Origin of the sequence: Streptomyces sp. SID12501 (assembly GCF_010550245.1) — a bacterium.
GTDB lineage: Bacteria > Actinomycetota > Actinomycetes > Streptomycetales > Streptomycetaceae > Streptomyces.
Map to the genome: position 1 here is coordinate 165937 of NZ_JAAGLU010000005.1, position 11540 is coordinate 177476.

9 protein-coding genes are annotated in these 11540 nt (G+C 70.2%); 4 read left to right on the top strand and 5 right to left on the bottom strand.

Features of this window, described 5'->3' with window-relative positions:
- Positions 1–58: 58 nt before the first annotated feature.
- Positions 59–1753: a thiamine pyrophosphate-binding protein gene (locus G3I71_RS07390; RefSeq protein WP_164313102.1), complete on the bottom strand. Its 1695-nt coding sequence runs from the start codon at positions 1751–1753 to the stop codon at positions 59–61.
- Entirely contained in the window at positions 1750–2745 is a 996-nt protein-coding gene (gene speB, locus G3I71_RS07395) for an agmatinase (RefSeq protein WP_164313103.1), read from the bottom strand. Before speB ends, G3I71_RS07390 begins: the two co-directional genes overlap by 4 nt.
- Positions 2746–3095: 350 nt before the next feature.
- On the opposite strand from speB, the gene G3I71_RS07400 reads away from it, so the two are divergent.
- A complete protein-coding gene (locus G3I71_RS07400; protein WP_164313104.1) occupies positions 3096–3890 on the top strand; it encodes a phosphatase in 795 nt (264 codons plus the stop codon).
- Between the two features lie 10 nt (positions 3891–3900).
- On the opposite strand, the gene tesB is transcribed toward G3I71_RS07400, so the two are convergent.
- The 3 genes from tesB to G3I71_RS07415 form a co-directional block, all read right to left on the bottom strand.
- Positions 3901–4782: an acyl-CoA thioesterase II gene (gene tesB, locus G3I71_RS07405; RefSeq protein ID WP_164313105.1), complete on the bottom strand. Its 882-nt coding sequence runs from the start codon at positions 4780–4782 to the stop codon at positions 3901–3903.
- Positions 4783–4864: 82 nt separating this feature from the next.
- Positions 4865–6022 (bottom strand): acyl-CoA dehydrogenase family protein, encoded by a 1158-nt coding sequence (locus tag G3I71_RS07410; RefSeq protein WP_164313106.1) that lies wholly within the window; start codon positions 6020–6022, stop codon positions 4865–4867.
- Between the two features lie 96 nt (positions 6023–6118).
- A complete protein-coding gene (locus G3I71_RS07415) occupies positions 6119–6718 on the bottom strand; it encodes a TetR/AcrR family transcriptional regulator (protein ID WP_164313107.1) in 600 nt (199 codons plus the stop codon).
- Between the two features lie 155 nt (positions 6719–6873).
- Between G3I71_RS07415 and G3I71_RS07420 the strand changes: the two genes are divergently transcribed.
- From G3I71_RS07420 to G3I71_RS07430, 3 genes are read left to right on the top strand one after another with little or no spacing between them, the layout of a single operon-like run.
- Positions 6874–8490: a carboxyl transferase domain-containing protein gene (locus G3I71_RS07420; RefSeq protein WP_164313108.1), complete on the top strand. Its 1617-nt coding sequence runs from the start codon at positions 6874–6876 to the stop codon at positions 8488–8490.
- 44 nt (positions 8491–8534) lie between these two features.
- A complete protein-coding gene (locus G3I71_RS07425; protein ID WP_164313247.1) occupies positions 8535–10538 on the top strand; it encodes a biotin carboxylase N-terminal domain-containing protein in 2004 nt (667 codons plus the stop codon).
- Positions 10535–11539: a hydroxymethylglutaryl-CoA lyase gene (locus G3I71_RS07430; RefSeq protein WP_164313109.1), complete on the top strand. Its 1005-nt coding sequence runs from the start codon at positions 10535–10537 to the stop codon at positions 11537–11539. Before G3I71_RS07425 ends, G3I71_RS07430 begins: the two co-directional genes overlap by 4 nt.
- Position 11540: the final 1 nt, after the last annotated feature.

An 11540-nucleotide genomic window follows, 5' to 3' on the forward strand; every position in this document is an offset into this window, starting at 1 on the left:
ACTTGCCCGAACCTTTACCAAGTACCATGTGATGCCCGCCACACCGAGGAATGCGTCCTCAACTACCGTGCGTCGCCGCGAACATCCGCAACACCGCCGGAAGCACCACCACCGACGGCCCCGGCTCCGTCAACGCCTTCGCGAGGTCCGTCTCCAGCGTCTCCGCCGACGTCCGTACCCCCGGCACCCCGAACGACTCCGCCAGCGCCACGAAATCCGGTCGCGCCAGTTCCGTGCCCGTCGTCTCCCCGAACGCGTCGGTCATGTACTCGCGCAGGATGCCGTAGCCGCCGTCGTCGACAATCAGCCAGGTGACGTCGAGGTCGTACTGCCGGGCCGTCGCCAACTCCGCGATGCCGTAGAGGGCACCGCCGTCGCCCGAGACCGCGAGCACCGGGTACGTCGGGTCTGCCACCGCCGCTCCCAGGGCCGCCGGGAAGGCGTAGCCGAGGCCGCCCGCGCCCTGGGCCGAGTGCATGGTGTTCGCACCGCGGGGGTCGAAGGCCGACCAGGCCCAGTAGGACAGGATCGTCATGTCCCAGAAGGAGGGGGCGCGGGGCGGCAGGGCTCTCCTGATTGACTTCAACAGGCCCTGCTCCAGGGTCAGTTCCTGGGCGGCGAGACGCGCGGCCACCCGGTCCAGCACCCCCCGAACCCGGTCCCCCGCCGTCTCGTCCTCCCTCACCACCACCGTCTCTACCGTCTCCAACAGCGCCTGCAGCGCCAGCCGTGCGTCCGCGTGGATGCCGAGCGCCGGGTGATTGGACTCCAACTTGCCCAGGTCCGCATCGACTTGGATGATCCGGCCTCGCGGCTTGAACGTGTGGTAGTTGGAGGAGAGTTCGCCCAGGCCCGAGCCGACCACCAGCAGGACGTCCGCGTCCTCCAGGAAGTCGGTCATGTGCCGGTCCTCCAGCCAGGACTGGAGGGAGAGCGGGTGTGTCCACGGGAACGCGCCCTTGCCGCCGAACGTCGTCACCACCGGCGCCTGGAGACGCTCCGCCAGCGCCCTCAGCTTGCCCGAGGCGTCCGACCGTACGACTCCGCCGCCCGCGATGATCGCCGGGCGCTCGGCGTTCGACAGCAAGTGGGCTGCCAGCGCCGTCAGTTCGGGGCGCGGGGGCAACTCCTCGGGGAAGGCGTCGCCGCCCGTCACCACGGGAATCGGGGTTTTGGCCATCAGTACGTCCTGCGGGATCTCCACCCACACCGGTCCGTGCGGGGCCGTGAGCGCCGACTTCCAGGCGTCGGCGATCGCCGAGGGGATCTGGGACTGCGTACGGACCGTGTGGACCGACTTCACCACACCCCTGAACGAGGCCTGCTGGTCCGGGAGTTCGTGCAGGTAGCCATGCCGGCCGCCGCCCAGCCCCGCCGTCGGGATCTGGCTGCTGATCGCCAGGACAGGGGCCGATGCCGACGCCGCTTCCTGAAGTGCCGCGAGCGAGGTGAGCGCGCCCGGGCCCGTCGACAGGAGCAGCGGCGCCGCCTCTCCCGTGATCCTGCCGTACGCGTCCGCCGCGAACCCCGCGTTGTTCTCCACCCGTAGGCCGATGTACCGCAGGCCGGAGCGGCGCAGCGCGTCGAACAGGCCCAGGGCGTGCTGGCCGGGGAGGCCGAAGACCGTCGTCGTGCCGAGGCCGGCCAGCGTCTCCACGACCAGGTCTCCGCCGTTGCGGCCGGGGGGCGGATTGAGCGCGGCCTCCGTCTGGGCGACGGTCGGCTTCAGCACCAGGTCGTGGTCGTGAGTCACTTCGCTGCCTTTTCCTGCTTCTTCTGCGCGATCTGGCGGGACATGATCGTCGTCAGTTCGTACGCCGTGTGCGACGCCGCGACCGACGTGATCTCGGCGTGATCGTACGCGGGAGCGACTTCCACGACGTCCGCCGAGACCAGGTTGCACGACGCCAGGCCCCGCAGGATCTCCAGCAGTTCCCTCGACGTCATTCCGCCGGCCTCAGGCGTGCCCGTGCCGGGGGCGAACGCCGGGTCTAGGCAGTCGATGTCGATGGAGATGTAGAGCGGACGGTCCCCGATGCGCTGGCGGAGCTGGTCGGCGACCTCGTCGACACCGCGTCGCATCACGTCCGCCGACGTCACGATGCCGAAGCCCATCTTCGCGTCGTCGTCCAGGTCCTGCTTGCCGTACAGCGGGCCGCGCGTGCCGACGTGCGAGAGGGCGGAGGTGTCGAGGATGCCTTCCTCCACCGCCCGCCGGAACGGCGTCCCGTGCGTGTACTCGGCGCCGAAGTAGGTGTCCCAGGTGTCGAGGTGCGCGTCGAAGTGGAGCAGCGCCACCGGGCCGTGCTTCTTCGCCACCGAGCGCAGGAGGGGCAGCGCGATCGTGTGGTCACCGCCGAGGGTCATCAGCCTCGCCCCCGTCCCCAGCAGTTCGTCGGCCGCCGCCTCCACCGTCTCCACGGCCTCATGGATGTCGAACGGGTTCACCGCGATGTCTCCGGCGTCCGCGACCTGGGCCAGTGCGAACGGGGACGCGTCCTGCGCCGGGTTGTACGGGCGCAGCAGCCGCGACGCCTCGCGGATCGCGTTGCCGCCGAACCGGGCCCCCGGCCGGTACGAGACCCCCGAGTCGAACGGAACCCCGACCACGGCGACATCCGTACGTCCGCCGACCTCGTCGAGGCGCGGCAGCCGTGCGAAGGTCGCGGGACCGGCGTACCTCGGGATGCGGGAGGAATCGACGGGGCCTCGGGGCGTCTCGTACGCCTCGTAACTGCTGGTCATGCCGTTTTGCCTTCTTTCCTGTGCCTCGGGGCCGGTTTGGATATGGATTCGGATCTGCGGATACGGGTTCGGGTGCGAGTTCGATGGTGCGCCCGACGAGCCGCTCGCGCCAGCGTAGGTGGTGGCCGAGGGGCGACGGTGCACGACCGGGAGCCGCGGGCGCTGGGCACGGCCCTCCTCGGCACGGACCTCGACGACCCGGACGTACGGATGAAGTTGTGGTTCGCCGCTGCAGCAGTACCGAAGGAGCGCCGAAGGAGCACTGGAGCAGTATTGAGGTCGCGTGACCTGCGTCCCAGCGGTCGGGACGTCCGGGTGCTCGCGGTGTCGCCTGCCTCACAATGGGAGGCATGCCGATACCCGGGATTCCCAGCCGCGCCGAGCTTGTCGATCACCTTGTGAAAACCCGCATCGCGGGTGATGTCGCGACGCCCCGCGAGAACAACCTCTCCCACTACCGCAAGCTGGCGAACGGCGAACGGCACTACTGGCTCGGGCTGGAGCTGGGCGACCGCTGGAGCGACGAGCAGGACGTGCTCGCGGTGATGGCCGAGCGGGTCGGCGTGAACGACGATCCCGAACACCGGTACGGCCAGGACACCATCGACCCCGAGCTGACGGTCGCCGGGCTGGAGCGGTTGGCGGCCCGGCTGCGCAAGGCGGCCGACGGGCAGCAGCGGGTGCTGTTCGCGACCGGCCACCCGGGCGGCCTGCTCGACGTGCACCGCGCCACCGCCGACGCGTTGCGGAGTGCCGGCTGCGAGATCGTCGTCATCCCGGACGGTCTGACGACGGACGAGGGGTACGTGTTCCAGTTCGCGGACGTGGCGGTGCTGGAGCACGGGGCCTCGCTGTGGCACACGCACTCCGGCGAGCCGATGCGCGCGATCCTGACGGGACTCGAGCGCGCGGGCCGCCCGCTGCCCGACCTGGTCGTCGCCGACCACGGCTGGGCGGGGTACGCCGCACAGCACGGCATCGACTCCGTCGGTTACGCCGACTGCAACGACCCGGCGCTGTTCCTGGCCGAGGCGGAGGGCACCCTCCAGGTGGCCGTTCCGCTCGACGACCATGTGACGAGCCCGCGCTTCTACGACCCGCTGACGGCGTTCCTGCTGAACGAGGCCGAACTGCTCGGCGAGTAGGAACTGTCGATCAGGGGGTGCGGGGGACCCTGATCACGCCCTCCTGGATGACCGTGATGGCCAGTTGTCCGTCCTGCGTGTAGATACGGCCCTGGCCGAGACCCCGGCCGCCGGACGCCGACGGTGACTCCTGGTCGTACAGCAGCCATTCGTCGGCGCGGAACGGGCGGTGGAACCACATCGCGTGGTCCAGGGAGGCGCCGACCACGTCGTTGACCGCCCAGCCGCCCCGTCCGTGCGCGAGCAGGATGGAGTCGAGCAACGTCATGTCGGAGACGTACGTGGCGAGGCAGACGTGCAGCAGCGGTTCGTCGACGGCGCCGCCGAGCTTGCCGTTCGTACGGAACCAGACCTGGGAGCGCGGTTCGCGGGGCTCGCCGAACCTGCCGTAGGGCGGGTCGTCGACGTAGCGGAGGTCGACGGCCTCACGGGACTGCAGGAACTTCTCGACGACCGCCGGGTCCAGGTGCGCGTACCGGGGGAGCTGTTCCTCGGCCGTGGGGAGGGTCGCCGGGTCGGGGGCGGCGGGCATCGGGGCCTGGTGGTCGAGGCCCTCCTCGTGCCGCTGGAAGGACGCGGAGAGGTGGAAGATCGGCTGCCCGTGCTGGACGGCGACGACGCGACGGGTGGTGAAGGAACGGCCGTCCCGGATGCGGTCGACGGTGTAGACGATCGGCACACCGGGGTCGCCGGGGCGCAGGAAGTACGAGTGGAGCGAGTGGGCGGGGCGGTCCGCCGGGACCGTCCGCCCGGCGGCGACGAGCGCCTGGGCCGCGACCTGCCCGCCGAAGACACGCGGGACGATGGCGGGCCGGGACCGGCCGCGGAAGATGTTCTCCTCGATCTGCTCAAGGTCGAGCAGATCGAGGAGAGACTGAAGTGCCTGACTCATACAGTCATTTCTACGGGTCAGTAATTGCGAAAGCCTTACGGGCCCATGTCCTTACAGGCCCATGTCTTACATGGCTCGTGTCTTACAGGCCCATGTCCTTGGCGATGATCGACTTCATGATCTCGCTGGTGCCGCCGTAGATCCGGTTGACGCGGTTGTCGGCGTACAGGCGGGCGATCGGGTACTCGTTCATGAAGCCGTAGCCGCCGTGCAGCTGGAGGCAGCGGTCGATCACGCGGTGCGCGACCTCGGTGCAGAACAGCTTGGCGCTGGCGGCCTCGGCCGGGGTCAGCTCGCCCGCGTCCAAGGCCTCGGTCGCGCGGTCGGCGACGGCCTCGGCCGCGTCCACCTCGGCCTTGCAGGCGGCCAGCTCGAACTTGGTGTTCTGGAAGTGCGCGACCGGCTTGCCGAAGACGACGCGCTCCTGGACGTACTGCTGGGCGAACCGGACGGCCGCCTTGGCCTGCGCGTACGCGCCGTAGGCGATGCCCCAGCGCTCGGAGGCGAGGTTGTGGCCGAGGTAGGAGAAGCCCTTGTTCTCCTCACCGAGGAGGTTCTCCACGGGCACCTTGACGTCGACGAACGCCAGCTCGGCGGTGTCGGAGGTCTTCAGGCCGAGCTTGTCCAGCTTGCGGCCGATCGAGTAGCCCTCGGACTTGGTGTCCACCACGAGGAGGGATATGCCGTGGCGGCGGTCCTCGGCGCTGGGCGCGTCGGTGCGGGCACAGACGATCATCTGGTCGGCGTGGACGCCACCGGTGATGAAGGTCTTGGAGCCGTTGAGGACGTAGTGCGTGCCGTCCTCGCTCAGCTTGGCGGTGGTCTTCATGCCCGCGAGGTCGGAGCCGGTACCCGGCTCGGTCATCGCGATCGCCCACATCTCCTCACCGGAGACGAACTTCGGCAGGTAGCGCTTCTTCTGCTCGTCGGTGGCGAGCAGCTTGACGTACGGCAGACCGAGCAGCACGTGCACACCGGAGCCGCCGAAGGACACACCCGCGCGCGCGGTCTCCTCGTACAGGACGGCCTCGAACTTGTACGAGTCGATGCCGGCGCCGCCGTACTCCTCGTCGACGCGGATGCCGAAGACGCCCAGCTCGGCGAGCTTGTAGTAGAACTCGCGCGGCGCCTGGCCGGCGGCGAACCACTCGTCGTAGACGGGAACGACCTCGGCCTCGATGAAGGCGCGAAGGGTCTCCCGGAACGCCTCGTGGTCCTCGTTGAACACAGTACGGCGCACCGCCGCCTCCTCGATTCGAACACCTAAGCGCTTGCTCAGATCAACCGTACCGGCGAGTACGAAGCCCCGTCCAGTGGAGTTGGGCCGTAACGCTCATCACTCCCCCCGCTCCCCCGCCGCCGCGAACGCCCCCCTGGCCATCCGGTGCAGCAGTTCGGCCGTGACGCCCCGGCCCGGCAGCGCGCCCGGGCGGCCCAGGTGCGGGGTCGAGTTCAGGAGGCCGAACACCGAGTGGACGGCCGAGCGGGCGGTCGGTTCCGTCAGCTCCGGGTAGACCTCCCGGACCACCTCCACCCACAGCTCGACGTACTGCCGCTGGAGCTGGCGCACCAGCTTGCGGTCGCTGTCGCGCAGCCGGTCCAGTTCGCGGTCGTGGAGGGTGATCAGGGGTCGGTCGTCGAGGGCGAAGTCGATATGGCCCTCGATGAGGGAGTCGAGGAGCGCCCCGGGGTCCCCGTCGGCCTCCGCGACCCGCCGCTTGCCGCCGGTCAGGAGCTGGCCGCTGATGCCGACCAGCAGTTCGGCGAGCATCGCGTCCTTGCCCGGGAAGTGGCGGTAAAGGCCGGGGCCGCTGATGCCCACGGCCGCCCCTATCTCGTCCACGCCGACGCCGTGGAAACCGCGCTCGGCGAAGAGCCTCGCGGCCTCCTTGAGGATCTGTTCGCGGCGGGTCGGGGCGTCGGTTCTGGTGGCCATGCAATTGATTCTAGACACGGAGGTTAGCGGTCGTTAACCTGAGGGAAGCAGGTTAACGCTCATTAACCAGTCGACCACTGGTGGGCTACTGGATGACCACCGGCTCGACCACAGGCTCGACCACTGGGCCGACCACTGGGTTAGGGGACCGCAGGATGCAGGAGGCACCGGAGCTCCACAGCGCGGCGGACCCCGCGTCGGAGGCCTGGCGGGCCAACGAGGCGGCTCACCGCGCGCTGGTCGGGGAACTGCACGGCAAGCTGGCCGCGGCCCGGCTGGGCGGGGGCGAGAAGGCCCGGAACCGGCACACCGCGCGCGGGAAGCTGCTCCCCCGGGAGCGGGTCGACCGGCTCCTCGATCCTGGGTCGCCCTTCCTGGAAATCGCCCCCCTGGCCGCCGACGGGATGTACCAGGGGCAGGCGCCGGCCGCCGGTGTCATCGCCGGGATCGGGCGGGTCAGCGGGCGTGAGTGCGTGATCGTCGCCAACGACGCCACCGTCAAGGGCGGCACGTACTACCCGATGACCGTCAAGAAGCATCTGCGCGCGCAGGAGATCGCCCTCGACAACCGGCTCCCGTGCATCTACCTGGTGGACTCCGGGGGTGCCTTCCTGCCCATGCAGGACGAGGTCTTCCCCGACCGTGACCACTTCGGGCGGATCTTCTTCAACCAGGCGCGGATGTCCGGCGCCGGCATTCCGCAGATCGCCGCCGTGCTCGGATCGTGCACCGCGGGGGGCGCCTACGTGCCCGCCATGAGCGACGAGGCGGTCATCGTCCGCAACCAGGGGACCATCTTCCTGGGCGGTCCCCCGCTGGTGAAGGCCGCCACGGGTGAGGTCGTGACCGCCGAGGAGCTGGGCGGAGGGGATGTCCACGCGCGCGTGTCGGGCGTGACCGACCATCTCGCCGAGGACGACGCGCACGCCCTGCGCATCGTCCGCAACATCGCCGCGACCCTCCCCGCGCGCGGGCCGCTGCCCTGGGACGTCCAGCAGTCCGTCGAACCCAAGGTCGACCCCCACGGGCTCTACGGCGCCGTGCCAGTCGACTCCCGCACCCCTTATGACGTACGGGAGATCATCGCGCGCGTGGTCGACGGCTCCCGTTTCTCGGAGTTCAAGGCCGAGTTCGGGCAAACGCTGGTCACCGGCTTCGCACGCATCCACGGCCACCCGGTCGGGGTCATCGGCAACAACGGCATCCTGTTCTCCGAATCCGCCCAGAAGGGCGCCCACTTCATCGAGCTGTGCGACCAGCGCGGCATCCCGCTCCTGTTCCTCCAGAACATCTCCGGCTTCATGGTGGGCCGGGACTACGAGGCGGGTGGCATCGCCAAGCACGGCGCCAAGATGGTCACGGCCGTGGCCTGCACGCGCGTGCCCAAGCTGACGGTTGTGGTCGGCGGGTCGTACGGCGCGGGGAACTACTCGATGTGCGGCCGGGCGTATTCACCGCGCTTCCTGTGGATGTGGCCCGGCGCCAAGATCTCGGTCATGGGCGGCGAACAGGCCGCGTCCGTCCTCGCGACCGTCAAGCGGGACCAGCTGGAGTCCCGCGGGGAGTCCTGGCAGGCGGCGGACGAGGACGCGTTCAAGGACCCGATCCGCGCGCAGTACGAGCGCCAGGGCAACGCCTACTACGCGACGGCCCGACTCTGGGACGACGGCGTCATCGACCCTCTCGAAACCCGCCAGGTACTGGGACTCGCGCTCACCGCCTGCGCCAACGCGCCACTGGGCGACCCCCAGTTCGGCGTCTTCCGGATGTGAGGGGCTCTAAGACGATGGCTATGAATATTGCTGTGAACATGGCGATGTTCGACACAGTCCTTGTGGCCAACCGGGGCGAGATCGCCGTACGTGTCATCCGTACGCTGCGCTCCCTCGGTGTGCGCTCGGTCGCCGTGTACTCCGACGCCGACGCGGACGCCCGGCACGTCCGGGAGGCCGACACGGCGGTACGGATCGGACCGGCGGCAGCGGCGGAGAGCTATCTGTCCGTCCCCCGCATCCTGGAAGCCGCCGCCCGCACCGGCGCACAGGCGGTGCACCCCGGGTACGGCTTCCTCGCCGAGAACGCGTCCTTCGCGCACGCGTGCACCGAGGCGGGGCTGGCGTTCATCGGCCCCCCGGCGGACGCGATCTCCCTCATGGGCGACAAGATCCGCGCCAAGGAGACGGTCCGCGCGGCCGGGGTCCCGGTGGTCCCCGGATCGAACGGCAGCGGGCTCACGGACGCCGAACTGGCCGACGCGGCACGGGAGATCGGCATGCCGGTGCTGCTCAAGCCCAGCGCGGGCGGGGGCGGCAAGGGCATGCGGCTGGTGCGGGACACCGGGGAGCTGGCGGAGGAGATCGCCGCCGCGCGGCGCGAGGCCCGCGCCTCCTTCGGTGACGACACGCTCCTCGTCGAACGGTGGGTCGACCGGCCCCGCCACATCGAGATCCAGGTCCTGGCCGACGCCCACGGGAACGTCGTGCACCTGGGCGAGCGCGAGTGTTCGCTCCAGCGGCGCCACCAGAAGCTCATCGAAGAGGCGCCCAGCGTGTTCCTCGACGAGCGGACCCGGGCCGCCATGGGCGAGGCGGCGGTCCAGGCGGCGCGCTCCTGCGGGTACGAGGGCGCGGGCACCGTCGAGTTCATCGTCCCGGGCAATGACCCGTCCTCGTACTTCTTCATGGAGATGAACACCCGCCTCCAGGTCGAGCATCCGGTGACGGAGCTGGTCACCGGCCTCGACCTGGTGGAGTGGCAGCTGCGCGTGGCGGCGGGCGAGCCGCTCGGCTTCGCGCAGGAGGACGTACGGCTGACCGGGCACGCGGTCGAGGCCCGTATCTGCGCGGAGACGGTTTCCGTGCGGGCGGGTGCGCGCGGGTTCCTGCCGTCCGGCGGCACGGTGCTCGCGCTGCGCGAACCTGCCGGTGACGGCGTACGCACCGACTCGGGGCTGACCGAGGGCACGGAGGTCGGTTCGCTGTACGACCCGATGCTGTCCAAGGTGATCGCGTACGGCCCCGACCGCCCGACCGCGCTCAGGAAACTCCGGGCGGCCCTCGCGGAGACGGTCACGCTGGGCGTGCCGACCAACGCGGGGTTCCTGCGCCGACTGCTGGCCCATCCGGCGGTGGTGGCGGGCGAGTTGGACACTGGGCTGGTGGAGCGCGAGGTCGACTCCCTCGTACCGGACGGGGTGCCGGAGGAGGTCTACGAGGCGGCGGCGGCCGTACGACTGGAGGCGCTGCGGCCGAAGGCGACGGAGGGCGGCTGGACGGATCCCTTCTCCGTGCCCAGCGGTTGGCGGCTGGGCAGCATGCCGAAGCCGCTGCCGTTCGAGCTACGAGTGACGGGACTTGAACCCGTCACGCACTTCCTGCAAGGCACGCACACGGTCACCGACGACCAGGTGTCCGTGGTCGTCGACGGCGTCCGTCACACCTTCCATCGCGCCGGCGACTGGCTGGGCCGCGACGGCGACGCCTGGCAGGTGCGCGACCACGACCCGGTGGCGGCCTCCCTCACCGCCACGGGCTCCGCGGGTGCCGGTTCTCTCACCGCCCCGATGCCCGGCACGGTGACGGTGGTGAAGGTGGCGGTCGGGGACGAAGTGGCCGCCGGTCAGAGCCTGTTGGTGGTCGAGGCGATGAAGATGGAGCACGTCATCGCCGCCCCGCACGCGGGCACGGTCGCCGAGCTGGACGTCACCCCGGGGACGACGGTCGCCATGGACCAGGTGCTGGCCGTGGTCACGCCTGCGGAGTCCTTGGCGGAGTCCCCTGCGGAGTCCTTGGTGAAGTCCTCGACAGAGGAGGAGAAATGACGCTCCCCATGGTCGTACCGGCCCCGGGTCTGCCCGCGCGGGTCAGGATCCACGAGGTCGGCGCGCGCGACGGACTGCAGAACGAGAAGGTGACCGTGCCGACGGCGGTGAAGGCGGAGTTCGTCCGCCGACTGGCCACCGCCGGCCTGTCGACGATCGAGGCGACGAGCTTCGTCCACCCCAAGTGGGTGCCCCAACTCGCGGACGCGGAGCAGCTGTTCCCGCTCGTCCGAGATCTCAGCGAGTTGCGCGATCTGAAGGTGGCGCTCCCGGTCCTGGTGCCGAACCAGCGCGGCCTGGACCGGGCTCTGGCGCTGGGAGCCAGGCGTGTCGCCGTGTTCGCCAGTGCCACGGAGTCCTTCGCCAAGGCCAACCTCAACCGGACGGTCGACGAGTCGCTCGCGATGTTCGAGCCGGTGGTCCGACGGGCGAAGGACGAGGCAGCGCACGTGCGCGGCTATGTGTCGATGTGCTTCGGCGACCCCTGGGAGGGGGCGGTCCCGCTCCACCAGGTGGTACGGGTCTGCACGGCGCTGCGGGACATGGGCTGCGACGAGCTGAGCCTGGGCGACACGATCGGCGTCGCCACCCCCGGCCACGTCCTGGAGCTGCTCGCCGCCCTCAACGAACAGGGCGTGCCGACGAACGTGCTGGGCGTGCACTTCCACGACACCTACGGCCAGGCACTCGCCAACACCCTGGCCGCGCTCCAGCACGGCGTCACCACCGTGGACGCGTCAGCGGGCGGCCTCGGCGGCTGCCCGTTCGCCAAATCCGCGACCGGCAACCTGGCCACCGAGGACCTGGTGTGGATGCTCCAGGGCCTCGGCATCGAGACCGGGGTCGACCTCGCCGGCCTCCTCGCCACCAGCACGTGGATGGCAGCCCAGTTGGGCCGGCCCAGCCCGTCCCGCACCGTACGAGCCCTGTCCCACAAGGATTCGCAGGACTCACAGGACTCGCAGCCCTCACAGATCTCACAGGATTCCCAGGAGCAGTGAA

Coding starts and splice junctions, on each gene's coding strand:
- speB (WP_164313103.1), bottom strand. CDS start 2,745: ATGACCAGCAGTTACGAGGCGTACGAGACGCCCCGAGGCCCCGTCGAT.
- G3I71_RS07400 (WP_164313104.1), top strand. CDS start 3,096: ATGCCGATACCCGGGATTCCCAGCCGCGCCGAGCTTGTCGATCACCTT.
- tesB (WP_164313105.1), bottom strand. CDS start 4,782: ATGAGTCAGGCACTTCAGTCTCTCCTCGATCTGCTCGACCTTGAGCAG.
- G3I71_RS07415 (WP_164313107.1), bottom strand. CDS start 6,718: ATGGCCACCAGAACCGACGCCCCGACCCGCCGCGAACAGATCCTCAAG.
- G3I71_RS07420 (WP_164313108.1), top strand. CDS start 6,874: ATGCAGGAGGCACCGGAGCTCCACAGCGCGGCGGACCCCGCGTCGGAG.
- G3I71_RS07425 (WP_164313247.1), top strand. CDS start 8,535: ATGTTCGACACAGTCCTTGTGGCCAACCGGGGCGAGATCGCCGTACGT.
- G3I71_RS07430 (WP_164313109.1), top strand. CDS start 10,535: ATGACGCTCCCCATGGTCGTACCGGCCCCGGGTCTGCCCGCGCGGGTC.